Source organism: Streptomyces sp. F001 (assembly GCF_004187715.1).
GTDB lineage: Bacteria > Actinomycetota > Actinomycetes > Streptomycetales > Streptomycetaceae > Streptomyces > Streptomyces flavusporus.
The window spans coordinates 122,139-146,361 of sequence record NZ_QZWF01000005.1 but is presented as its reverse complement, the minus strand read 5'-3'; the positions used below and the strand labels follow the sequence as shown (position 1 = coordinate 146,361).

General features: G+C 70.6%; 21 protein-coding genes and 1 tRNA gene. 15 read left to right on the top strand and 7 right to left on the bottom strand.

Translation table 11 applies throughout. The features are described from left to right. The first annotated feature begins 306 nt into the window (after positions 1-306). The gene (locus StrepF001_RS20885) at positions 307-1,731 is read left to right on the top strand and encodes an NAD-dependent malic enzyme (protein ID WP_129799765.1); all 1,425 of its coding nucleotides are present in this window, start codon (positions 307-309) and stop codon (positions 1,729-1,731) included. A gap of 354 nt (positions 1,732-2,085) precedes the next feature. Further along, positions 2,086-2,367 carry an HU family DNA-binding protein gene (locus StrepF001_RS20880; protein ID WP_129799764.1) on the top strand — a complete coding sequence of 94 codons (282 nt, stop codon included), beginning with the start codon at positions 2,086-2,088 and terminating at the stop codon, positions 2,365-2,367. A 445-nt stretch (positions 2,368-2,812) separates the two neighbouring features. Here the strand turns inward: StrepF001_RS20880 and murA are convergent, their stop codons facing one another. Next, the gene (murA, locus tag StrepF001_RS20875) at positions 2,813-4,153 is read right to left on the bottom strand and encodes a UDP-N-acetylglucosamine 1-carboxyvinyltransferase (RefSeq protein ID WP_129799763.1); all 1,341 of its coding nucleotides are present in this window, start codon (positions 4,151-4,153) and stop codon (positions 2,813-2,815) included. A 347-nt stretch (positions 4,154-4,500) separates the two neighbouring features. On the opposite strand from murA, the gene StrepF001_RS20870 reads away from it, so the two are divergent. The 7 genes from StrepF001_RS20870 to StrepF001_RS20840 all read left to right on the top strand — a co-directional run bounded on the left by StrepF001_RS20870 (position 4,501) and on the right by StrepF001_RS20840 (position 13,682). Continuing rightward, positions 4,501-5,073: a YqgE/AlgH family protein gene (locus StrepF001_RS20870; protein ID WP_129799762.1), complete on the top strand. Its 573-nt coding sequence runs from the start codon at positions 4,501-4,503 to the stop codon at positions 5,071-5,073. Between the two features lie 29 nt (positions 5,074-5,102). Then, complete coding sequence (locus StrepF001_RS20865) at positions 5,103-5,390, top strand: DUF3039 domain-containing protein (protein WP_129799761.1); 288 nt, start codon at positions 5,103-5,105, stop codon at positions 5,388-5,390. 246 nt (positions 5,391-5,636) lie between these two features. After that, a complete protein-coding gene (locus StrepF001_RS20860) occupies positions 5,637-7,268 on the top strand; it encodes a beta-N-acetylhexosaminidase (protein WP_129799760.1) in 1,632 nt (543 codons plus the stop codon). A 224-nt stretch (positions 7,269-7,492) separates the two neighbouring features. Beyond that, on the top strand, positions 7,493-8,386 hold the full coding sequence (locus tag StrepF001_RS20855; protein WP_129799759.1) for an FAD binding domain-containing protein: 894 nt from the start codon (positions 7,493-7,495) through the stop codon (positions 8,384-8,386). Then, positions 8,383-10,035: a (2Fe-2S)-binding protein gene (locus tag StrepF001_RS20850; protein ID WP_129799758.1), complete on the top strand. Its 1,653-nt coding sequence runs from the start codon at positions 8,383-8,385 to the stop codon at positions 10,033-10,035. The genes StrepF001_RS20855 and StrepF001_RS20850 overlap by 4 nt, the downstream gene beginning before the upstream one ends. Beyond that, positions 10,032-12,341, top strand: coding sequence for a molybdopterin cofactor-binding domain-containing protein (locus StrepF001_RS20845; RefSeq protein ID WP_129799757.1), 2,310 nt, complete (start codon positions 10,032-10,034; stop codon positions 12,339-12,341). The genes StrepF001_RS20850 and StrepF001_RS20845 overlap by 4 nt, the downstream gene beginning before the upstream one ends. Positions 12,342-12,503: 162 nt before the next feature. Beyond that, positions 12,504-13,682, top strand: a complete 1,179-nt coding sequence (locus StrepF001_RS20840) for an SUKH-4 family immunity protein (RefSeq protein ID WP_129799756.1) — start codon at positions 12,504-12,506, stop codon at positions 13,680-13,682. An 11-nt stretch (positions 13,683-13,693) separates the two neighbouring features. On the opposite strand, the gene StrepF001_RS20835 is transcribed toward StrepF001_RS20840, so the two are convergent. Beyond that, a tRNA-Cys gene (locus StrepF001_RS20835) sits at positions 13,694-13,768 on the bottom strand. A 182-nt stretch (positions 13,769-13,950) separates the two neighbouring features. On the opposite strand from StrepF001_RS20835, the gene StrepF001_RS20830 reads away from it, so the two are divergent. The 6 genes from StrepF001_RS20830 to StrepF001_RS20805 all read left to right on the top strand — a co-directional run bounded on the left by StrepF001_RS20830 (position 13,951) and on the right by StrepF001_RS20805 (position 19,891). After that, positions 13,951-15,402 (top strand): MFS transporter, encoded by a 1,452-nt coding sequence (locus StrepF001_RS20830; RefSeq protein ID WP_129799755.1) that lies wholly within the window; start codon positions 13,951-13,953, stop codon positions 15,400-15,402. Positions 15,403-15,442: 40 nt separating this feature from the next. Further along, positions 15,443-15,643 (top strand): ribbon-helix-helix protein, CopG family, encoded by a 201-nt coding sequence (locus tag StrepF001_RS20825; RefSeq protein ID WP_129799754.1) that lies wholly within the window; start codon positions 15,443-15,445, stop codon positions 15,641-15,643. Then, entirely contained in the window at positions 15,640-16,020 is a 381-nt protein-coding gene (locus tag StrepF001_RS20820) for a type II toxin-antitoxin system death-on-curing family toxin (RefSeq protein WP_129799753.1), read from the top strand. Before StrepF001_RS20825 ends, StrepF001_RS20820 begins: the two co-directional genes overlap by 4 nt. 187 nt (positions 16,021-16,207) lie before the next feature. Further along, positions 16,208-17,998, top strand: a complete 1,791-nt coding sequence (locus StrepF001_RS20815) for a DEAD/DEAH box helicase (protein ID WP_129799752.1) — start codon at positions 16,208-16,210, stop codon at positions 17,996-17,998. A gap of 403 nt (positions 17,999-18,401) precedes the next feature. Beyond that, entirely contained in the window at positions 18,402-19,043 is a 642-nt protein-coding gene (locus StrepF001_RS20810) for a helix-turn-helix domain-containing protein (protein WP_129799751.1), read from the top strand. Positions 19,044-19,099: 56 nt separating this feature from the next. Continuing rightward, positions 19,100-19,891 carry a S16 family serine protease gene (locus StrepF001_RS20805; protein WP_129799750.1) on the top strand — a complete coding sequence of 264 codons (792 nt, stop codon included), beginning with the start codon at positions 19,100-19,102 and terminating at the stop codon, positions 19,889-19,891. A gap of 12 nt (positions 19,892-19,903) precedes the next feature. Here the strand turns inward: StrepF001_RS20805 and StrepF001_RS20800 are convergent, their stop codons facing one another. From StrepF001_RS20800 to StrepF001_RS20780, 5 genes are read right to left on the bottom strand one after another with little or no spacing between them, the layout of a single operon-like run. Then, the gene (locus StrepF001_RS20800) at positions 19,904-20,866 is read right to left on the bottom strand and encodes a glycine betaine ABC transporter substrate-binding protein (protein WP_129799749.1); all 963 of its coding nucleotides are present in this window, start codon (positions 20,864-20,866) and stop codon (positions 19,904-19,906) included. Next, positions 20,863-21,660, bottom strand: a complete 798-nt coding sequence (locus tag StrepF001_RS20795; protein ID WP_240797632.1) for an ABC transporter permease — start codon at positions 21,658-21,660, stop codon at positions 20,863-20,865. Before StrepF001_RS20795 ends, StrepF001_RS20800 begins: the two co-directional genes overlap by 4 nt. Before the next feature lie 59 nt (positions 21,661-21,719). Then, a complete protein-coding gene (locus StrepF001_RS20790; RefSeq protein ID WP_129799747.1) occupies positions 21,720-22,958 on the bottom strand; it encodes an ABC transporter ATP-binding protein in 1,239 nt (412 codons plus the stop codon). Then, positions 22,951-23,598, bottom strand: a complete 648-nt coding sequence (locus StrepF001_RS20785; RefSeq protein ID WP_129799746.1) for an ABC transporter permease — start codon at positions 23,596-23,598, stop codon at positions 22,951-22,953. Before StrepF001_RS20785 ends, StrepF001_RS20790 begins: the two co-directional genes overlap by 8 nt. Before the next feature lie 46 nt (positions 23,599-23,644). Further along, entirely contained in the window at positions 23,645-24,115 is a 471-nt protein-coding gene (locus tag StrepF001_RS20780; RefSeq protein ID WP_129799745.1) for an Lrp/AsnC family transcriptional regulator, read from the bottom strand. Positions 24,116-24,223: the final 108 nt, after the last annotated feature.

Genomic DNA, 24,223 nt, shown 5'->3' with positions numbered 1-24,223 from the left:
GCCTTGACGTGACACCGGCCCGATCCAAGCCCCCGGGCCCAACCTTCGTCGCTTCGAGCGACCACTTGCCGCGAGGCGAGCATGGCGGGTCGGTGTCACTGACTGGTGAGAGGCCCACGTCACGATGTGACGTGGGCCTCTTTCGTTGTCTGATCGTTTCTCGTATGGTGGAAGGAGTTTTCCGAAATTGCATCCCTGGGTGTGAACTAAATGAGCGCAATCCCGGGCGGCTACCGCGTACTCAGGGGTAGGTGCGACGATCGGACGGCACAACGCAGCATTCGGTGAAAGCAGAGGAAGTCGGCCATGGCAACGGCGCCCAGCGTCTCCTACTCGATGACCATCCGGCTGGAGGTGCCCGCGAGCGGAACCGCCGTCTCGCAGCTCACCACCGTCGTGGAGTCCTCCGGAGGCTCGGTGACCGGCCTCGACGTCACCGCGTCCGGCCACGAGAAGCTCCGCATCGACGTCACCATCGCGGCGACCTCCACCGGCCACGCCGACGAGATCGTGGAGAAGCTCCGCGGCATCGAGGGCATCACGCTCGGCAAGGTCTCGGACCGTACGTTCCTCATGCACCTCGGCGGCAAGATCGAGATGCAGTCCAAGCACCCCATCCGCAACCGTGACGACCTGTCCATGGTCTACACGCCGGGTGTGGCCCGCGTCTGCATGGCGATCGCCGAGAACCCCGAGGACGCCCGCCGTCTGACGATCAAGCGCAATTCGGTTGCGGTCGTGACGGACGGCTCGGCCGTTCTGGGCCTCGGCAACATCGGCCCGAAGGCCGCACTGCCGGTCATGGAGGGCAAGGCGGCCCTCTTCAAGCGGTTCGCCGGCATCGACGCCTGGCCCATCTGCCTGGACACCCAGGACACCGACGCCATCGTCGAGATCGTGAAGGCGATCGCCCCGGGCTTCGCCGGTATCAACCTCGAGGACATCTCCGCCCCCCGCTGCTTCGAGATCGAGGCGCGGCTGCGCGAGGCCCTCGACATCCCCGTCTTCCACGACGACCAGCACGGCACCGCGATCGTCGTCCTCGCCGCCCTCACCAACGCACTTCGCGTGGTGGGCAAGGCAGTTGGGGACGTGCGGGTCGTCATGTCCGGCGCGGGCGCGGCCGGTACGGCGATCCTGAAGCTGCTGCTCGCCGCGGGCGTGAAGCACGCCGTTGTCGCCGACATCCACGGTGTCGTGCACTCCGGCCGCGAGGACCTGGTCGACGCCGCCCCCGACTCGGCGCTGCGCTGGATCGCCGACAACACCAACCCCGACGGCATCACCGGCACCCTCAAGGACGCCGTGCGCGGCGCCGACGTCTTCATCGGCGTCTCGGCTCCCAACGTGCTCGACGGTGACGACGTGGCCGGAATGGCCGACGACGCGATCGTGTTCGCGCTCGCGAATCCGGACCCCGAGGTCGACCCGGCAATCGCTCGCCAGACCGCGGCAGTTGTGGCCACCGGCCGCTCCGACTTCCCCAACCAGATCAACAACGTCCTGGTCTTCCCGGGCGTCTTCCGTGGCCTGCTGGACGCACAGTCCCGTACTGTTAACACGGAAATGATGCTCGCCGCCGCGAAGGCGCTGGCGGACGTGGTGACCGAGGACGAGCTGAACCCGAACTACATCGTCCCGAGCGTGTTCAACGACAAGGTCGCCGGCGCGGTCGCGGGTGCGGTGCGGGAAGCGGCGAAGGCTGCCGGAGCGTCGGCGACGGCGTTGTAGTACATGCGGCGCCGGCGTCAACCCGCGCTGGGCTGTGGCTGTGAGGATTGCCACGGCTGCGCTGGTCAACGGCGCGTCGTGGAACCACCCAGCGTCGGCTGCCATCTAGGGTGGCGGCCGGTCAGTGGCGCTTTTCGTGTGACTCCCACGGGTGTTCTCACGACTCCTGCGGGTGCCGGATTGGCATTCCCGCCGCAGGTGGGGGCAGGATGCGTCCCTGGGCGCGAGCGTCGGACGACGGACCCGGGTCCGGGGACTGTCCGAGGACCCTGGCAGCATCGGCTTCGCTGTGCCCGATATGCGGCTCCGCCGCGTGGCACGCCTCAACGGCAAGAAGAACACGGGAGTAACAAAATGAACCGCAGTGAGCTGGTGGCCGCGCTGGCCGACCGCGCCGAGGTGACCCGCAAGGACGCCGACGCCGTGCTGGCCGCGTTCGCCGACGTGGTCGGCGAGATCGTCTCCAAGGGCGACGAGAAGGTCACCATCCCCGGCTTCCTGACCTTCGAGCGCACCCACCGTGCCGCTCGCACCGCGCGCAACCCGCAGACCGGCGACCCGATCCAGATCCCGGCCGGTTACAGCGTGAAGGTCTCCGCGGGCTCCAAGCTCAAGGAAGCCGCCAAGGGCCAGTAATCCTTGCCCGTACACCACGGGACGGTGTACGGCGCCTGAGTAACGCCAATGGGGCGGCCACCCGGCATCCGGGAGGCCGCCCCATCGTCGTAGCTGTGCTCATCCGGTGGCAGCCCCCGGGCTCCCGGCTGGGAGCGGCGCTGCCCCGGGCCGGAGCGGGGAGGCGGGTGCCTAGCCGAGCGCCTTGCCCGGCAGCTCCACCTTCGCGCCCAGCTCCACCAGCTTCTCCATGCTGTGCTCATCCGGGGTAACCCCCGGCCCCCAGCCGAAGGCCTGCGTGCTCTGGGCCGGCGTTAAGAGATCGCCGTCAGCCGAGCGCCTTGCCCGGCAGCTCCACCTTCGCGCCCAGCTCCACCAGCTTCTCCATGCTGTGCTCATCCGGGGGTAACCCCCGGACCCCCAGCCGAAGGCCTGCGTGCTCTGGGCCGGCGTTAAGAGATCGCCGTCAGCCGAGCGCCTTGCCCGGCAGCTCCACCTTCGCGCCCAGCTCCACCAGCTTCTCCATGAAGTTCTCGTAGCCCCGGTTGATGAGGTCGATGCCGTGGACCCGGGACGTGCCCTGGGCGGCCAGTGCGGCGATGAGGTAGGAGAAGCCGCCGCGGAGGTCGGGGATGACCAGGTCGGCGCCCTGGAGGCGGGTGGGGCCGCTCACGACCGCCGAGTGCAGGAAGTTGCGCTGGCCGAAGCGGCAGTTCGAGCCGCCCAGGCACTCGCGGTAGAGCTGGATGTGGGCGCCCATCTGGTTGAGCGCGGACGTGAAGCCGAGACGGGACTCGTAGACCGTCTCGTGAATGATCGACAGCCCCGTCGCCTGTGTGAGGGCGACGACCAGCGGCTGCTGCCAGTCGGTCTGGAAGCCGGGGTGGACGTCCGTTTCGAGGGCGATGGACTTCAACTGTCCGCCGGGGTGCCAGAAGCGGATGCCCTCGTCGTCGATCTCGAAGGCGCCGCCCACCTTCCGGTAGGTGTTGAGGAACGTCATCATCGACCGCTGCTGAGCGCCACGGACATAGATGTTGCCCTCGGTCGCGAGCGCCGCGGACGCCCAGGAGGCGGCCTCCAGGCGGTCCGGGAGGGCGCGGTGGGTGTAGCCGCCGAGCTGGTCCACACCAGTGATGCGGATCGTGCGGTCGGTGTCCATCGCGATGATGGCACCCATCTTCTGCAGTACGCAGATGAGGTCCTCGATCTCCGGCTCGACCGCCGCGTTCGCGAGTTCCGTCACGCCCTCCGCGAGGACGGCCGTCAGCAGCACCTGCTCGGTCGCGCCCACGGACGGGTACGGCAGCTGGATCTTCGTACCGCGCAGCCGCTGCGGGGCCTCCAGGTACTGCCCGTCCGCCCGCTTCTCGATCCGCGCGCCGAACTGCCGCAGCACGTCGAAGTGGAAGTCGATGGGTCGGCCGCCGATGTCGCAGCCGCCGAGGCCCGGGATGAACGCGTGGCCGAGGCGGTGCAGCAGGGGGCCGCAGAAGAGGATCGGGATGCGCGAGGAACCCGCGTGGGCATCGATGTCAGCGACGTTCGCGCTCTCCACCCGGGTCGGGTCGAGGACCAGCTCGCCCGGCTCGTCGCCCGGACGCACCGACACGCCGTGCAGCTGGAGCAGACCGCGGACCACACGGACGTCACGGATGTCCGGGACGTTGCGCAGTCGGCTCGGCGCACTGCCCAGCAGGGCGGCGACCATGGCCTTCGGTACGAGGTTCTTCGCACCACGGACACGGATCTCGCCCTCCAGCGGGGTTCCGCCGTGGACAAGCAGGACATCGTCGTTGACGGTCATGAATCTCGCGTTCCGATGAGTGGGGCAGGGGCCGGGGAGACAGGGTAATCGCCGCCCACACAATCGGGTAAAGTCCGTGGCGGGAGCTGCGAGAACCAAGCATGTGCTCACCAATGACGTTCATGTCAACCGGGCTGGTTCCAACCCGGCTGGTGTTGAGGGTGTAAGACCTCGCCGTTCGCTGAGCGGTGAGGCGACCTGAGCCAGGAATCTCCCGCCCAGGCGGGAGAGGGTTCAAAACACGAACCGTTCCCATCGGGTTCACGAGGTCGTCGGCGCCACCGTGCGTCGGCGACCATTCCCGTTTGCCTCCCCACTTCAGGCGAAGATGCGGGATCATGTCTGCCATGACCGAGGTGTCCTCGCTCACAGGGCGGCTGCTCGTGGCAACGCCCGCCCTGGCGGACCCGAACTTCGACCGCGCGGTGGTGCTCCTTCTCGACCACGACGAGGAGGGCTCGCTGGGTGTCGTTCTCAACCGTCCGACGCCGGTGGGGGTGGGCGACATCCTGGAGGGCTGGGCGGAGCTGGCCGGCGAACCCGGCGTGGTCTTCCAGGGCGGGCCGGTCTCCCTGGACTCCGCTCTCGGTGTGGCGGTCATCCCGGGCGGCGCGTCCGGGGAGGCCGTCCCGCTCGGCTTTCGGCGGGTGCACGGCGCGATCGGCCTGGTCGACCTGGAGGCCCCGCCGGAGCTGCTCGCCTCGGCCCTCGGCTCGCTCAGGATCTTCGCCGGATACGCGGGCTGGGGCCCCGGCCAGCTGGAGGACGAGCTGGTCGAGGGCGCCTGGTACGTGGTCGAGTCCGAGCCGGGCGACGTCTACTACCCGGCCCCCGAACGGCTCTGGCGGGAGGTGCTGCGCCGACAGCGCAACGAGCTGGCGATGGTGGCCACCTATCCGGACGACCCTTCGCTCAACTGATGCGTGTGAGCTTCAGTACCCTTGGCCGTATGAGCACTCTCGAGCCCGAGCGCGGGACTGGTACGGGGACCCTCGTAGAGCCCACGCCGCAGACTTCCCACGGCGACGGTGACCACGAGCGCTTCGCCCACTACGTCCAGAAGGACAAGATCATGGCGAGCGCCCTCGACGGTACGCCCGTCGTGGCGCTGTGCGGCAAGGTCTGGGTGCCCGGCCGCGACCCGAAGAAGTACCCGGTGTGTCCCATGTGCAAGGAGATCTACGAGTCCATGGGCGTCGGCGGGGACGACAAGGGCAAGGGCGGCGACAAGAAGTAGGCCGTCAGGCCGTCAGGCCGGTAGGCCGTAGGTCCGTAGCCGGGCAGCTCTGCCCGTCTGGTTTTCCGGGAGGCCCCCCGGGGTGTGTTTTGGTGCACCCCGGGGGCCTTCGTGCCGGGCCCTCCCTGGACTCCTTCCGGCGTTTCTTCGGGGAGCAGGAACTCGGCCGGCAATTCTTCAACAGTCCTGGTCGCCAAGTCCCTCATCATCAGCGACACTTCGCAGTCGACGCAAAGGACTGACGACGTGACTGCATTGACGGATCTGATTCCGGCGCCGCGCGCCGTCGAGGGGCCCATGCGCTGCGAGGTGCTGTTCGACCGGAAAACGGCCCTGTGGGCCGCCCCGGGCACGGGCACCACGGAGCGCTGGCTGCGCTCCACCGTGGGTGCGGCCCTCGGCCTGCCGTTTCCGCCCGGACCGGAGGACCGCCCCGGCTCCGTACGGCTGTACCTGGACGACGCACTGGAGCCGGAGGCGTACCGGCTCTCCGTCGGCGCCGACCGGGGCGTCGAGATCCGGGGCGGCAGCGCGGCCGGCGTCTTCTGGGGTGCGCAGACACTGCGCCAACTCCTCGGCCCCGACGCCTTCCGACGCGCCCCTGTACGCCCCGGAACCACCCTCGGAATCCCGCACCAGATCATCGAGGACGCCCCCCGGTTCCGCTGGCGCGGCCTCATGCTCGATGTCGCCCGGCACTTCATGCCCAAGGAGGGCGTGCTGCGCTACCTGGACCTGATGGCGGCGCACAAACTCAACGTCTTCCACTTTCACCTGACGGATGATCAGGGCTGGCGGATCGAGATCAGGAAGTACCCGAAGCTCACCGAGGTCGGTTCCTGGCGGGCGCGCACGAAATTCGGCCACCGGGCTTCGCCGTCGTGGGAGGAGAAACCGCACGGCGGCTACTACACCCAGGACGACATCCGGGAGATCGTCGTCTACGCCGCCGAGCGGCATATCACCGTCGTCCCGGAAATCGACGTACCGGGACACTCGCAGGCCGCCATCGCCGCGTATCCGGAACTCGGCAACACCGACGTCATCGACACCACCGCCCTCACCGTCTGGGACACCTGGGGGATCAATCCGAACGTACTCGCCCCCACTGACAACACCCTGCGTTTCTACGAGGGGGTGTTCGAGGAAGTCCTGGAGCTGTTCCCGTCGGAGTTCATTCACGTGGGCGGCGACGAATGCCCGAAGGACCAGTGGAAGCAGTCGCCGGCCGCACAGGCGCGGATCAGGGAACTCGGGCTCGCCGACGAGGACGAGCTGCAGTCCTGGTTCGTCGGCCACTTCGACAAGTGGCTCTCCGCGCGCGGGCGCAGGCTCATCGGCTGGGACGAGATCCTGGAGGGTGGGCTCGCGGACGGGGCGGCCGTGTCGTCCTGGCGCGGCTACGCGGGCGGAGTCGCCGCCGCGCGGGCCGGTCACGACGTCGTCATGTGCCCTGAGCAGCAGGTGTACCTGGACCACCGCCAGTCCGCCGGCACGGACGAACCCGTACCGATCGGCTATGTGCGCACCTTGGCGGACGTCTACCGGTTCGAGCCGGTCCCGCCGCAGCTCAGCGGGGAGCAGATGCGCCATGTCCTGGGCACGCAGGCCAACGTGTGGACCGAGGTGATGGAGGACCAGGCGCGCGTGGACTACCAGGTCTTCCCGAGGCTCGCGGCCTTCGCCGAGGTCGCCTGGAGCGCCCTGCCCGCCCCGGCGGAACGGGACTTCGAGGACTTCGGGCGGCGGATGGCCGTCCACTACCGGCGGCTCGACGCCCTGGGAGTGGCGTACCGGCCGCCCGCCGGACCGCGGCCCTGGCAGCGGCGTCCCGGCGTGCTCGGCCGGCCGATCGACGGCCCGCCCCCGAACAAGTGATGGAAAAAGCGTCCAAGCGTCACCGAAGAGTGGCAATTCCAGCGCACGGGTGACGAACGTCCAAATCGGACCATTTCCCCGGTGAGGTGGGCGAACGCCTCCTAGCGGACCCGCGCGTTCGGGTCCTGCGAAGATGTGCCAGAGTTGCCACGTCCGCCCTGTCAGCACGTACCGTACGGCAGCACGGGCGGGACCAGGTGGGGCAGCGGGAAGGGGCAGCCGGTTTGACCACGCACGCACCGCAGGCGGCGCAGGCCGTCACGCTGCCCGCCACGCTGGACGAGGCGGTGGCGGCGCTCACCGCCATGCCCGCCGCCGTGCCCGTGGCCGGCGGCACCGATCTGATGACCGCCGTCAACTCGGGGCAGCTCAGGCCCGCCGGGCTGGTCGGCCTCGGCAAGATCAGCGAAATCCGCGGCTGGCAGTACCAGGACGGGCACGCCCTGCTCGGCGCGGGCCTCACCCACGCGCGTATGGGCCGCCCCGACTTCGCCGCGCTCATCCCGGCGCTCGCCGCCGCCGCGCGGGCCGCCGGTCCGCCGCACATCCGCAACGCCGGCACCCTGGGCGGCAACATCGCCACGGCCGCCCCCACCGGCGACGCGCTGCCGGTGCTGGCCGCCCTGGAGGCGACGCTGATCGTCGCGGGTACGGGCGGGGCCCGCCGGGAGCTCCCGGTGTCGCACCTGCTGGCCGGCATGGAGATGCTGCGTGCCGGTGAACTCATCGGCTACGTGCGCGTGCCGCTGCTGCACGCGCCGCAGGTCTTCCTGAAGGCGACCGGCCGCACCGGCCCCGGGCGGGCCGTCGCGTCCGTCGCGCTCGTCCTCGACCCCGCCCGCCGCGGAGTCAGGTGCGCCGTCGGCGCCATAGCGCCGATGCCGCTCAGGCCCCTGGAGGCCGAGCAGTGGGTCGCGCAGCTCATCGACTGGGACAACAACCGCGCGATCGTCCCCGAGGCGCTGAACGCCTTCGGCGAGTACGTCGCCGCGGCCTGCATCCCCGACCCGGTCCCGGCCGAGGACGGCTCCGTACAGCAGCTTCCGCCCGCCGTACTGCACCTGCGGCGCACCGTCGCCGCGCTGGCCCGACGAGCACTGGGGAGGGCGCTGTCGTGACCGACGACCAGCACGAAGGGGGCACGCCCCAGGGCGGCGGCCGCTGGGACCCGCTGCCCCAGGGCGACTACGACGACGGTGCCACTGCCTTCGTGAAACTCCCCGAGGGCGGCATCGACGCACTGCTGGCCTCCGCCGAGAGCCCGCTCGCCGCGCCCGGCCACGGTTACGTACCGCCGCCGATAACGGTCACGCCCGCGACCACCGCCGGCACCGACCCCGCCGCCACCGGCACCTGGGCGATGCCCTCCGAAGGCGTGCAGTGGCCCGACCCGAACGCGGTGCCGCAGGACGCCTCCGGGCAGGACCGGTTCACGTACAACCCCCCGGCCACGGGCCAGTGGACCTTCGAGGACGCCAACGCCGCGGAGGCACCCGCGGCACCCGGCCACGACGTGACCGGGCAGTGGTCGATTCCCGTTGCGAATGGCGATCTTCCGGACGAATCGGGCGAGTTCACCACCTCGTCCCTCGTGGAGCAGTGGGGCGGCACACCACCGGCCACGCTTCCCGGGGGTGCATCCGCGCCCTGGGCGACCGAGTCGGTGGGGCAGCCGTGGAGCCGGGAACCGTCGCCGGGCGCGGGGCCGGGGCCGTCCGGGCATGAACACGGTGAGCCGGGGGCGTCCGGGGACCGGCGTCACGAGCCGGAAGAGTCCGGTGCCGCCGCGCCGCAGCCCGATCCGGGGCAGGCCGCGCAATCCGCTTCCGCGTACGCGTCGGCCGCGGGCGCCGAGGCGGCCGCTCAGGCAGCCAGTCCCGCCCAGCCGTACGCGGAGGCCCCGCCGCCCGCCCCTGTGGCCGGCGAGACGGTCGAGGACACCCGGGGGCTAGGGCCCGCCGAGGCCGCTGAGAGCCCCGCTGAGCCCTCCGCGCCGCCCGCACCGGCCTCCGATTCGGGCGCCGGGCCGGAGGGCGCCGAGCCGCCCGTGACGGACGCCGACGGCGAGACCACGGACGACGCCCCGGAGGATGCCGGCGCACCGGCCGCCCCGTCCGCACACGAGGAGCACCCGCTCGCCTCGTACGTGCTGCGCGTCAACGGCACGGAGCGCCCCGTCACCGACGCGTGGATCGGCGAGTCGCTGCTCTACGTCCTGCGGGAGCGGCTCGGCCTCGCGGGCGCCAAGGACGGCTGCTCGCAGGGCGAGTGCGGGGCCTGCAACGTCCAGGTCGACGGGCGGCTCGTCGCCTCCTGCCTGGTGCCCGCGGTCACCGCGGCCGGCAGCGAGGTGCGCACCGTGGAGGGCCTGGCCGCCGACGGGCAGCCCTCGGACGTGCAGCGGGCGCTCGCCAGGTGCGGTGCGGTGCAGTGCGGTTTCTGCGTGCCGGGCATGGCGATGACCGTGCACGACCTTCTGGAGGGCAACCCGGCGCCGACCGAGCTGGAGACCCGCCAGGCGCTGTGCGGCAACCTGTGCCGCTGCTCCGGCTACCGGGCCGTCCTGGACGCCGTCAAGGACGTCGTCGCCGAACGCGAGGCGCACTCCGCGGCCGACGCGTCCGAACACGACGCGGACGAGGCACGTATCCCCCACCAGGCGGGGCCCGGGGCCGGCGGTGTCAACCCGTCGGCGTTCGAGTCCTCCGGGACACCCGGCCCGCACGACCAGCCGTACGGACAGGGACAGGACGGAGGCCAGGCGTGAGCAACGAAGCCGCCACCGCGACCACCACCGCGGAGGCCGTCCCCGCTGCCGAGTCGATCCCGCACGGCCTCGGCGCCTCCCTGCCCGCCGCGGACGCCCGCGCGAAGACCGAGGGCACCTTCCCGTACGCGGCCGACCTGTGGGCCGAAGGACTGCTGTGGGCGGCCGTGTTGCGCTCACCGCACCCGCACGCGCGCATTGTGTCCATCGACACCTCCCACGCGCGTGAGATGCCCGGCGTACGGGCCGTCGTCACGCACGAGGACGTGCCCGGCGCGCCGCTGCACGGCCGCGGCAGGTCCGACCGCCCCGTGTTCGCCTCCGAGGTCGTACGCCACCACGGTGAACCCATCGCCGCCGTCGCCGCCGACCACCCCGACACCGCGCGGATGGCCGCTGCGGCCGTCATCGTCGAGTACGAGGTACTCGACCCGGTGACCGACCCCGAGCAGGCCTTCGAGGCCGAGCCGCTGCACCCCGACGGCAACCTGATCCGGCACATCCCGCTGCGCCACGGCGACCCGGAGGCGGCCGGCGAGGTCGTCGTCGAGGGCCTGTACCGCATCGGCCGCCAGGACCCGGCGCCCATCGGCGCCGAGGCGGGCCTCGCCGTGCCGCGCCCCGACGGCGGAGTGGAGCTGTACCTGGCGTCCACGGACCCGCACACCGACCGCGACACCGCCGCCGCCTGCTACGGCCTGGAACCGGAGCGTGTGAAGGTCGTCGTCACCGGCGTGCCCGGCGCCACCGCCGACCGCGAGGACCAGGGCTTCCAACTCCCGCTCGGCCTGCTGGCGCTCAAGACCGGCTGCCCGGTGAAACTGACCGCCACGCGCGAGGAGTCCTTCCTGGGCCACGCGCACCGGCATCCGACCCTGCTCAGGTACCGCCATCACGCGGACGCCGAGGGCAAGCTGGTGAAGGTCGAGGCGCAGATCCTGCTGGACGCGGGCGCCTACGCCGACACCTCCTCGGACGCCCTTGCGGCCGCCGTCTCCTTCGCCTGCGGCCCGTACGTCGTTCCGAACGCCTTCATCGAGGGCTGGGCCGTGCGCACCAACAACCCGCCCTCCGGCCATGTGCGCGGCGAGGGCGCGATGCAGGTGGCCGCCGCCTACGAGGCGCAGATGGACAAGCTGGCGAAGAAGCTGGGCGTCGACCCGGCGGAGCTGCGCCTGCGCAACGTCATGGCGACGGGCGACGTACTCCCGACGGGCCAGACGGTGACGTGCCCGGCTCCCGTCGCGGAACTCCTCCAGGCCGTACGGGACTTCCCCCTCCCGGCGCTTCCCAAGGACACGCCCGAGGACGAGTGGCTGCTGCCCGGCGGCCCGGAGGGCGCGGGCGAACCCGGCGCGGTGCGCCGCGGCGTCGGATACGGCCTCGGCATGGTGCACATGCTCGGCGCGGAGGGCGCCGACGAGGTCTCCACGGCGACGGTGAAGGTCCAGGACGGCGTGGCGACGGTGCTCTGTGCGGCCGTCGAGACCGGCCAGGGCTTCAGTACGCTCGCGCGTCAGATCGTCCAGGAGACGCTGGGCATCGACGAGGTGCACGTGGCCCCCGTGGACACCGACCAGCCTCCGGCCGGCGCGGGCTGCCGTGGCCGCCACACATGGGTGTCGGGCGGTGCGGTGGAGCGCGCGGCCAAGATGGTCCGCACGCAGCTTCTGCAACCCCTGGCGCACAAGTTCGGCATGTCCACCGAACTGCTCCAGATCACCGACGGCAAGATCACGTCGTACGACGGAGTCCTGTCGACCACCGTCACCGAGGCGATGGACGGCAAGGAACTGTGGGCGACCGCGCAGTGCCGCCCGCACCCGACCGAACCGCTCGACGCGACCGGTCAGGGCGACGCCTTCGTCGGGCTCGCCTTCTGCGCGATCCGCGCCGTGGTCGACGTCGACATCGAGCTCGGTTCCGTACGGGTGGTGGAGCTGGCGGTCGCCCAGGACGTCGGCCAGGTGCTGAACCCGGCGCAGCTCGCGGCCCGTATCGAGGCGGGCGTCACCCAGGGCGTGGGCATCGCCCTCACGGAGAACCTGCGCACCCCGCGCGGAGTGATACGGCATCCCGACCTCACCGGGTACGCCCTGCCGACCGCCCTGGACGCGCCCGACATCCAGATCGTCAAGCTGGTCGAGGAACGCGACGTGGTCGCCCCCTTCGGCGCGAAGGCGGCCAGTGCGGTACCGGTCGTGGCGTCCCCGGCGGCGATCGCGTCGGCCGTGCGCGCCGCGACGGGCCGCCCGGTGAACCGACTGCCGATCCGCCCGCAGGCGGCGGTGGTGACGGGGCAGTGACCCGCAGCTGCTGATTCTCCGACGGACGCTGTTCGCTCGCTGTTTGCGCAGGTCGGAGCGATTGTCAGTGGTGCCGCGTAGTGTTCTGGGCAGTGGGACGGCCGGTGCCGGGAGGCACGGACGACCGGCGTCGCCCTGGGGACAACCATGCGCGGGGGAACCATGAGCACGATCGATGCCGCTGCGGCGGTGATCACCTTGACGGAGGCCGAGCTGGATCCGTACGTCACGCATGCGCCGACGCGCCGCTGGCTGACGGGTCCCGGACTGCCGGGCGACAGCGGGCTGTTGACGTTCGAGGCGCTGCGCAGCGACGGCCTGCGTACGGTGGCGGACTCGACGGGCGACCCCGACCGCCTGGCGGCTCAGCTGCGCGAACAGCTGGTCCTAGGCGGACTCCTGGCTCCCGAGGGCCTGGAGGGCGAGTCGGTCCTGCTCGACGGCGTGACGGGCGAGGTCTCGACGACGTACTTCTTCCACGACTGCCCCGACCTGATGGACACCCGCCCGCTCGCTCCGTCGCTGCGGACGCTGGTGCGCTTCGCGTCGACCACGGAGGAACTGGCCCAGCTGCGCGGACAGTTCGCCGCCTACGCGGGCCGCTTCGGGCCGAAGGCGGTGGCGCAGGCGTCCCGGCAACTGCTGGCGGTGTTCGAGGAGGAGACGGGCCCGGACGGTGAAGTGCCGCCCTTCTGGCGGATTGCGGCACTGATCCGCCCCCTCGCCCTGGTGGCGGGCCCGGGTACGGAATCCGGCCTCACCCTCGACCTGCCGGCCCGCCTGCTGGACCAGGAGTTCGGCCCGGGCCGGGTCGCCCGTTTCGAGGACGTCGACTTCCCCACCACTCTCACCCACGAACCGACCCGCCGCTTCCTGCGCGAGACGGGCCTGCCCGAGGACGGCTTCCTCTTCTCTCTGGACACGGACGTCCCGCTGCCGACCCTGACCGAGTACTACGCGGACGAGCGCCCCGGCGACTATCCGACCGAGCAACTCCCCGCGCGTGCCGACCACTTGATACGCCTCGGATACCTCATCGAGGACAACAGCCTGGTCGTCGACGGCGCGACGGGCGAGGTGCTGAACTGGAGCGAGCCCGAGGCGAGGCTGTACGCCCTCAACACGGACGTCTCCACGCTGGCCTTCACCCTCTGGCTGCTGCACCGGGAGAAGGCGCTCGACGAGGAGTCGGACCACGCGCTCACGACCGACGCCTACGACCAGTTGGCGGCGACGATGATCCAGGTCCTGAGAACCGTCGACCCGACGGGCACGACACCCTCCTCGCCCTGGCACTACTGGACGGAGCTGTTCCAGGACGAGGCGGGCGGGGTGCTGTGACATGGCTGGCGTGGAGGCCGTGATCGGAATCGAACCGACGTAACTCGCTTTGCAGGCGAGCCCCTCAACCACTCGGGCACACGGCCGTGTGATTCGAAGGTAGGGCCGGCCGACGCGGGCCTCAAGGAAAGCCGGGGCGCTGCAATGGGACTGCCATACGGCGTTCACAAAAGCCCAGGAAGGGCCTGCGGGCCTACGACCATGGGCTGAGTCCACCACCGTCTCCCGACAGGGGTCACATCAGGTTGTGCCCCTTACGCTGGCGTACATGGCTGCCCTGGACCCCCGCGACACCGACGTCGCAGACACCCGCACCGTCCCGTCGGAACCCGACAGTGACAGTGTGCTGAGCCGGTCCTACCGGGCGCTCAGCGTCGGGATCGTCTCCGTCGTGCTGCTGATCGCCTTCGAGGCGACGGCGGTCGGCACGGCGATGCCGGTCGCGGCGCGGGAGCTGGACGGTGTGTCGCTGTACGCGTTCGCGTTCTCGGGGTACTTCACGACCAGTCTGTTCGGGATGGTGCTCGCCGGTCAGTGGTCGGACCGGCGCGGCCCGCTCGGCGCGCTGACCACGGGTATCGCGGCGTTCGCCACGGGGCTGCTGCTGTCCGGGACCGCGGCTGCGATGTGGCCGTTCATTCTCGGGCGGGCGGTGCAGGGGCTCGGCGGCGGGCTGGTCATCGTCGCGCTGTACGTCGTCGTGGGCCGCGCCTATCCGGAGCGGCTGCGGCCGGCGATCATGGCGGCGTTCGCGGCGAGCTGGGCCGTTCCGTCCGTGGTCGGCCCCCTCGCGTCGGGCGCGGTGACCGAACACCTGGGCTGGCGTTGGGTGTTCGTCGGGATCCCGCTGCTCGTCCTGCTCCCGCTGGCCCTTGCGCTGCCCCAGATACGCAGGCGCGCGGCCGGGCCGGTGACGAAGGAGACCGGGGAGAGTTCCTTCGACCGCCGCCGGATCCGGCTCGCCCTCGGCATCTCCCTCGGCGCGGGCCTGCTCCAGTACGCCGCCCAGGATCTGCGCTGGCTCTCGCTGCTGCCCGGCGTCGCCGGTGCTGCGCTGCTCGTACCGGCGGTGCTGGGCCTGCTCCCGCGCGGCACTTACCGGGCAGCCCGCGGATTGCCCTCCGTGGTGCTGCTGCGCGGTGTCGCCGCCGGGTCCTTCATCGCCGCGGAGTCCTTCGTGCCGCTGATGCTGGTGACTCAGCGGGGGCTGTCGCCGACGCTGGCCGGCTTCTCGCTGGCGGCGGGCGGGGCGACCTGGGCACTCGGCTCATGGATGCAGTCGCGTCCGCGCCTCGAGCCGTACCGCGAACGCCTGGTGACGCTGGGGATGGTGCTGGTCGCCGCGGCGATCGCCACCGCGCCGAGCGTGCTCATCGACTCCGTGCCGGTGTGGATCGTGGCCGTGGCCTGGGGCTTCGGCTGCTTCGGGATGGGCCTGGTGATCTCCTCCACCAGCGTTCTGCTCCTCCACCTCTCCGCTCCCGAGGAGGCCGGCACCAACTCCGCCGCCCTCCAGATCTCCGACGGCCTCTCCAACGTCGTCCTCCTCTCGGCGGGCGGCGCGGCCTTCGCGGCCCTCGGGGGCGGCTCAGTGACGCACGCGGCGACCGAGGCCACGGGTTCGCATCCGGCCGCCTTCGCTGCCGTGTTCCTGCCGATGGCGGGGGTGGCGTTGGTGGGGGCTTGGGTGAGTACGCGGTTGCGGAAGCCAACGCCCTGAGTGGTACCACTATGACACCAGCGTGTGGTACCGTTTTGGTATGGCAATGAACCTGCGTCTTCGCGACGACCAGACGGAAGCTCTGAAGCTGCGGGCCGAAGAGGAGGGCGTCAGTATGCACGCCATACTGCTGAGGGCTGTGGACGACTACCTGGCCCGGACGGCGCACGAAGTACTTGTCCGCAAGGCCGCCAAGGAACAGACCGTCAAGTGGGCTGAGCTGCTGGAGCGGCTCAAGTGACCTGTATCTACCTGTCGGCCGAGGATGTCCTGGCCATCGCAGAGCTCGCAGTCGATGACCAGGACGTCGTCGTGCGTGATGCGGGCCTGCTGGAGTCGGCCGTGCATCGCCCTTCGGCTTCGATGTTCGGGCAGGAGGCCTACACCGACCTGTTCGACAAGGCGGCGGCGCTCCTGCAATCGCTGGCGATCAATCACCCCTTCGTCGACGGGAACAAGCGCACGGCGTGGACGTCATGCGTGGTCTTTCTTGCACTGAACGAGGTGCAGCTGCGGCCGGACATCGATGCCGCCGAGCGCCTGGTGATCGCGGTGGCCACAGGCAGCCTGGACGAAGTCAAGGGCATCTCCGAGGCGTTGCGGGAGCTCGCCGAGTAGCTGGTGTGACGTCGATCCCACCCACGGACGACCCAGGGTGGTTCGCCGCTTGGCGGGAGTCGCCCGCCGGTAGGGTGGCCCGGTTGTCCTACCCAGCCGAGCCGCCCGACCCCCCCCCGGAGACCGTGACTACCTCCCGCCCGTCGCCGCCACCACCCTCAACGGAGGGCCCTCCGGGCCCGCCCCTGTGTCTGCTTCCTCCTCGTCCTCCCATCACCTCTCGCCCGCGTTCCCCGGCCGCGCCCCCTGGGGTACCGCCAGCAAGCTGCGTGCCTGGCAGCAGGGTGCGATGGAGAAGTACATCCAGGAGCAGCCGCGTGACTTCCTCGCGGTCGCCACCCCCGGCGCCGGCAAGACGACCTTCGCGCTGACGCTGGCGTCCTGGCTGCTGCACCACCACGTCGTGCAGCAGGTCACCGTGGTCGCGCCCACCGAGCATCTGAAGAAGCAGTGGGCGGAGGCCGCGGCGCGGATAGGGATCAAGCTCGACCCGGAGTACAGCGCGGGCCCGCTCAGCAGGGAGTACCACGGTGTTGCGGTCACCTACGCGGGCGTCGGCGTCCGCCCCATGCTGCACCGCAACCGCGTCGAGCAGCGCAAGACCCTCGTCATCCTCGACGAGATCCACCACGCCGGTGACAGCAAGTCCTGGGGTGAGGCCTGTCTCGAGGCCTTCGAGCCCGCGACCCGCCGGCTCGCGCTCACCGGTACGCCCTTCCGGTCCGACACCAACCCCATCCCCTTCGTGACGTACGAGGAGGGGAACGACGGGATCCGGCGGTCGGCCGCCGACTACACCTACGGGTACGGCAACGCGCTCGCCGACCACGTCGTGCGGCCCGTCATCTTCCTCTCCTACAGCGGCAACATGCGCTGGCGCACCAAGGCCGGGGACGAGATCGAGGCCCGGCTCGGCGAGCCCATGACCAAGGACGCGATCAGCCAGGCCTGGCGTACCGCGCTCGACCCGCGCGGCGAGTGGATGCCTGCCGTGCTGCGCGCCGCCGACCAGCGGCTGACCGAGGTCAGGAAGGCCATCCCGGACGCGGGCGCCCTCGTCATCGCCTCCGACCAGGACTCGGCGCGCGCCTACGCCAAGCTCATCCGGGACATCACCGGCAACAAGGCGACCCTCGTCCTGTCCGACGACGCCGGCGCCTCCGACCGGATCGACGAGTTCAGCAACAACACCGACCGCTGGATGGTCGCGGTGCGGATGGTGTCCGAGGGCGTCGACGTGCCGAGGCTCGCGGTCGGGGTGTACGCCACCACCATCTCGACGCCGCTCTTCTTCGCGCAGGCCGTCGGGCGTTTCGTACGGTCCCGCAGGCGCGGCGAGACCGCGTCCGTGTTCCTGCCGACCGTGCCCGACCTGCTCTCCTTTGCCAACGAGATGGAGCGCGAGCGCGACCACGTCCTCGACAAGCCGAAGAAGGACGGCGAGGAGGACCCGTACGCCGAGGAGGAGAAGCTCCTCCAGGAGGCCGAGAAGCAGCAGGACGAGGACACCGGCGAGCAGGACATGCTCCCCTTCGAGGCCCTCGAGTCGGACGCCGTCTTCGACCGGGTCATGTACAACGGCGCCGAGTTCGGTATGCAGGCCCACCCGGGGAGCGAAGAGGAGCAGGACTACCTGGGCATCCCCGGACTGCTGGAGCCCGAGCAGGTGCAGCTGCTGCTGCAGAAGCGGCAGGCCCGGCAGATCGCACACAGCCGCAAGAAGCCGGACGCCGAGGCCGACCTGCTCGAACTGCCCGCCGAGCGGCGGCCGGTGGTCTCGCACAAGGAGCTGATGGAGCTGCGCCGACAGCTCAACACCATGGTCGGGGCGTACGTCCACCAGAGCGGCAAGCCGCACGGCGTCATCCACACCGAACTGCGCCGGGTCTGCGGCGGCCCGCCGAGCGCGGAGGCCACGGCCGGGCAACTGCGGCAGCGGATCGCCAAGGTGCAGGAGTGGGCCACCCGGATGCGGTGACGCTGGGCGCTGTGCCTGAGCTGGTCTTTTCGGGGGGCACCTGGCGCGCTTCGGCTGCGGCCCGGTGAGGGCTGGTCGCGCCCACGCGGCGGTAGCCGCATATCGACTACAGCCCCGCGCCCCTTGGGGGCGTACATATCGCCGCAAATCAAAACAGTCCGTACCGGCCACTGCCCGGATTCTGGACGGAGCCTTCCGCTCAGCGAACCCCCTTCGCTACTGTCCCGCTACGCACACGCCCCGTGGCAGCGCCGCCGCGGAGCGCAGCCGTGAAGCGACTGGGTCCGGACCACCGGCCGGGCCGTCAGCCGATCGGCAGCCTCTGAAGCGCGTCGCTGACGGGACTCGGCGACGCATCCGCCGCGAGGGGGCTGTCGACCTCACCACCAAAGGAGTGGGCGTCGTGACCGCGGAGACCTCTCAGACGCTCGACCGGGGACTGCGCGTCCTCAAACTGCTGGCCGACACCGACCACGGGCTGACCGTCACCGAACTGTCCACCAAACTGGGCGTGAACCGGACCGTGGTGTACCGGCTGCTGGCCACGCTGGAGCAGCATGCGCTCGTACGTCGTGACCTGGGCGGACGTGCCCGGGTCGGGCTGGGTGTGCTGGGGCTCGGACGCCAGGTGCATCCGCTGGTACGGGAGGCTGCGCTGCCGGCGCTGCGGTCGCTGGCCGAGGACATCGGCGCGACCGCGCATCTGACGCTGGTGGACGGGGCCGAGGCGCTCGCCGTCGCCGTCGTCGAACCGACCTGGACGGACTATCACGTGGCCTACCGGGCGGGCTTCCGGCATTCGCTGGAACGTGGCGCCGCCGGCAAGGCGATCCTCTCTGCCCGGCAGCGGCCGGCCGGTGAACCCGGGTACACCCTGACGCAGGGGGAGTTGGAGGCAGGGGCCTGTGGGGCCGCCGCGCCGTTGGTCGGGGTCACCGGGGTCGAGGGCAGCGTCGGGGTCGTGATGCTGGCGGACGCGGTGCCGGAGCGGGTCGGCCCGCGGGTCGTGGACGCGGCACGCGAGGTGGCGGAGGCGCTGCGCTGACCGGCGTGATCCGAACCGGGGGCGGCTCGAACACGCCGTCGCGTTAGATTGACCTCGTGCTCTCTCGTCTCACACGCTCCCAGGCTCTCGCCGTCTGCGCTCTGCCCGTCGTGGGCCTGATCGCCACGGCGGTGTTCGCGCCGCTGCCGTTCTCGGTGGCGCAGCCCGGGATGACGGCGAACGTCCTCGGCGATGACCAGGGCACGCCGGTGATCACGATCTCCGGTGCCCCGACCCGGGACACGAGCGGGCAGCTGCGGATGACGACGATCGAGGCGACCAACCCGGACGCGCACATCTCGCTCGGCGATGTGATCGACGCCTGGTGGCGTACCGACCAGGCCGTCATGCCGCGCGACGCGGTCTATCCGAGCGGTGACAGCGTCAAGGAGATCGAGCGGCACAACGAGGCCCAGATGCGCCAGTCCCAGGACGAGGCGACCCGGGCCGCGCTGACCTACCTGGACCGGGGCGACGAGAACATCAAGGTCGACCTCGAACTCGCCGACGTCGGCGGCCCCAGCGCCGGCCTGCTGTTCTCCCTGGGCATCGTCGACAAGCTCGACGGCGACGGCAGCGGCGGCGACCTCACGGGCGGCCGCACCATCGCCGGTACGGGGACGATCGACGCCGACGGCACGGTCGGCGCGGTGGGCGGTGTGGCCCTGAAGACGCAGGCCGCTCGGCGGGACGGGGCGACGGTGTTCCTGGTGCCGCGGGCCGAATGCTCCGACGCCAAGTCGGAACTGCCGAAGGGGCTGCGGCTGATTCCGGTGACCACGCTGAAGGGGGCGGTGGACTCCCTGGTGAATTTGGAGAAGGGAACCGGCTCGGTACCGAGCTGCTAGGCCGAGCACGGCTCACCCCTCCTTGACGAACCCCTCCTCCACCAGCCAGTCCAGCGCCACCTGATGCGGATCCTCCCCGTCGACGTCCACCTTCGCGTTGAGCGTCTGTGCCACGGAGTTGTTCAGCTTCTTCGTGATCGGGTCGAGGATGCCGGTGATCGCCGGCCACTCCTTCAGTGTCTTGGTGTTGATCACGGGTGCCGCGTTGTAGTTGGGGAAGAACTTCCGGTCGTCCTCCATCACCACCAGGTTCATGGACTTGATGCGCCCGTCGGTGGTGAACACCTCCCCGAAGGTGCAACTCCCCTTCGCCGCCTGGGTGTAGATGATCCCGGTGTCCATCTGGGTGATGCGGGCCGGCGGGATGTTCATGCCGTACGCCTTCTGCATCCCCGGCAGCCCGTCCGCCCGGTTGGCGAACTCGCCCTCCACGCACAGCGTCACGGCCGAGGGGTTCGACGTGGACAGGGCGGCCACGTCGGAGAGGGTCCGCGTGCCGTACTTCTTGAAGTTGGCCTGGTTCATCGCCAGGGCGTAGGTGTTGTTGAGGGACGCCGGCGGCAGCCAGGTCAGGCCGTTCCTCAGGTCCGCGTCGTGCACCGCCTGCCACTGCTGCCGGGGGTCGGTGATGGGCTCGCTGTTGCCCATGTACGTGATCCAGGCGGTGCCGGTGTACTCGTAGACGCCGTCCGCGTCACCGCTCTTGACCGCCTCGCGGGAGCCCACGGAGCCCTGGATGCCGGTGCGGTCCAGGACGTTCGCACCGGCCGCCTCGAAGGCGATGCCCATGATCGCGCCGAGGATGAGCTGCTCGGTGAACTCCTTCGACGTCACGGTCAGATCGGCGCCCTTCAGCGGCTCGCCCTGTCCGATCGAGCCGGGCTGCACGTCGTCCACCATCGGCGAACCGCTGGTCAGGCCGCAGCCGGAGGCGGCGACCAGCAGCCCGGCCAGCAGCAGACACCCGCGCCTCATCGCCCCACCTCCAACCCCCGCGGCCGCAGCAGCAGTTCCGCCAGCGAGGCCATCCAGTCCACCAGCAGGGCCAGCGAGACGGTGAGGATCGAGCCCAGCACCAGCACCGGCATCCGCTGGCTGGTGATGCCGGTGGTGATCAGCACGCCCAGTCCGCCGCCTCCGCCGAAGGCCGCCAGGGTCGCCGTACCGACGTTCAGGACCAGCGCCGTACGAACGCCGGCCAGGATCAGTGGGACCGCCAGGGGGAGTTCGACCTGCCTCAGCACCCCCGTCGGGGACATGCCGATGCCCCGCGCGGCCTCCAGCAGGGTCGGGTCGTTGGCCTTCAGGCCGGTGATGGTGTTCGACAGCACCGGCAGCACGGCGTAGACGATGATGCCGATCAGGGCCGCCCTGCGGCCGATGCCCAGCCAGATCACCAGCAGGGCGAGCAGGCCGATCGCCGGGGTCGCCTGGCCCATGTTGGCGATCGCCATGGCCGCCGGGGTTGCCCTGCGGAAGGCCTTGCGGGTGAGCAGGATGCCCAGCGGGATGGCGATGATCAGCACGAAGAAGGTGGAGATCACGGTCAGTTCGATGTGCTGCCACAGCGCCTTGGACACCCGGCCGCCGGACAGCGCGTTCTCGGAGATCGTGTCCAGGTCGGCCTGCGCGAACCACAGCCAGGTCGCGAGCAGCAGCGCCACCAGGAACGCGGGCAGCACGGTCAGCTTCTGCCAGCTGATCCGGGGGGCCGTCGGACTCGGCGGGGGCGGCGGCTCCTGGTCGTCCGGGAGCTCGCCCTCCTCCAGGTAGGGGTGGCCCTCGACGTCGTGCTCGCCCGCCGGCCGGTTCTGGTCCGAAGAGGTGGTCACGCCTTCGCCTCCCCTGCGTTGCCCTCCTGCTCGGCATGCGTCTGGGCGGCCCTCGCCTCCTCCAGGTCGTGCTGGTGCGCCATGGCCTCCAGCCGGTCGGCCTCCAGCAACTCGTGCACGGAGTTGATGAGCGTCTCCATGTCGACGACGCCGGTGTACTCGCCGCGCCGCCCGGTCACCGCCACCCGCCCGGCGCTGTCCGTGAGCACCGCCTCCAGCGCGTCCCGCAGCGTGGCGTCCCGGGTCACCGTGTCGTACACGAGCGTGCCCGCGCGCGCCAGCGAGCCCTTGGCCCGCATCAGGTCGCCACGTCTGAGCCACTTGTACGGGCGGCCCCGCTTGTCCAGCAGGAGGATCTCGTTGGTGCCGCTGGAGCGGAGCAGGCTGAAGATGGACTGGAGCGGGTCGTCGACGGTCACCGTCGGGTAGTCGGTGATCTCCACATCCCGTACGCGGGTCAGGTTCAGCCGTTTCAGCGCCGCCCCGGCGCCGACGAAGCCGGAGACGAAGTCGTCCGCCGGGTTGGTGAGGATCGCCTCCGGGGTGTCGAACTGCGCGATGTGCGAGCGCTCCCGCAGCACCGCGATCCGGTCGCCGAGCTTGATCGCCTCGTCGAAGTCGTGCGTGACGAACACGATCGTCTTGTGCAGCTCGCGCTGCAGCCGGATCAGCTCGTCCTGGAGGTGGTCCCGGGTGATCGGGTCCACCGCGCCGAACGGCTCGTCCATCAGCAGCACCGGCGGATCGGCGGCCAGCGCCCGGGCCACGCCCACCCGCTGTTGCTGGCCTCCGGACAGCTGGCGGGGATAGCGGCCGTGGAACTCGCGCGGGTCGAGCCCGACCAGGTCGAGCATCTCCTCGACCCGCTCCCGGATCCGCGTCTTGGACCAGCCGATCATCTTCGGGACGAGCGCGATGTTCTGCGCCACCGTCATGTGCGGGAACAGGCCGGACGCCTGGATCGCGTACCCCACATGGCGGCGCAGCTTGACCGGATCCATGCGGGTCACGTCTTCCTCGTTGATCCGGATACGACCGCTGCTCGGCTCGATCAACCTGTTGATCATCTTGAGCGTGGTTGATTTTCCGCATCCGGACGGACCGACGAAGATGACGGTCTCGCCCGCGTTGATGTGCATGGTGACGTTGTCCACAGCCGGGCCCGGGTTGCCCGGGTAGCGCTTGCTGAGGTTCTCCAGCTCGATCGCGGCCCCCCTGGTGGACGTCTCAGGCACGGATCCCCCTGGGGATGGTCAGCCGTCCGATGAGGACGTAGACGGCGTCGAACAGCAGGGCCAGGATGATGATCGCGAGCGTGCCGGAGAGCACCTGGTTGAGCGCGTTCTTGCTGCCCAGGGACGCGAGGCCGCGGAAGATCAGATTGCCGAGGCCGGGGCCGGAGGCGTACGCCGCGATGGCCGCGATGCCCATCAGCATCTGCGTCGAGACCCGGATGCCGGTCAGGATCGGCGGCCAGGCGAGCGGCAGTTCGATCCGCACCAGGCGCATCGGCCGGGACATCCCGATGCCCGTGGCCGCGTCCACCAGAGTGGGGTCCACGCCGCGCAGCCCCACGATCGCGTTCCGCACGATCGGCAGCAGCCCGTACAACGTCAGTGCGATCACCGTCGGCGGTACGCCGAGCCCCACGACCGGGATCAGCAGACCGATCATCGCCAGCGACGGAACGGTCAGGATGGCAGAGGTGGTCAGGGTGGCGAGGTTGCCCGCCCGCTCCGAGCGGTAGGTGACGACGCCGATCAGCACGCCCAGCACAGTCGCCACGACCATGCACTGGAAGACGGCGCTGGCGTGTTGGTAGGCGTCGGTGAGCAGCTGCTGGTGGCGGCTGCCGAGGTACTCCCAGAAGTTCACCCGCGATCACCCCACAGCCTTGCTCACGCCCACCGGTCGCGGTGGCTCACTCCCGAAGCGCCGCCTGCTCCACCAGCGGGATGATCCGCAGCGGAACGGGGTTCTCCATCACGATCGCCGTGGCGGCCCGGACGATGCCATCAAAACCGACGACCCGGTCGATCACACGTTGAAGGTCGGCGTTGGAGCGGGCCACCAGCCGGCACAGCATGTCGCCGCTGCCGGTGGTGGTGTGCAGCTCCAGTACCTCCGGTACGGTCGCCAAATGGGCCCGTACGTCGGGCCCTTGGCCCTGCCGGATCTGCAGGGTGGCGAAGGCGGTGACGGGGTAGCCGAGGGCCGCCGGGTCCACCTGCGGGCCGAATCCGCGGATGACGCCGTTCGACTGAAGCCGGTCCAGCCGCGCCTGCACCGTGCCGCGCGCGACGCCGAGTCGCCGCGACATCTCCAGCACGCCGATCCGCGGCTCACGGGCCAGCAGCACGATGATGCGGCCGTCCAGGTGATCGATTGCCACAGCGGGCCTCCCAGCTGGTCATCCTGTACACAACGCCCGCCGATACGGGCATCTCACTGGTCACATTGCCCAGCAAGGACGCAAACTATTGCGCACCTTGCGGGACCG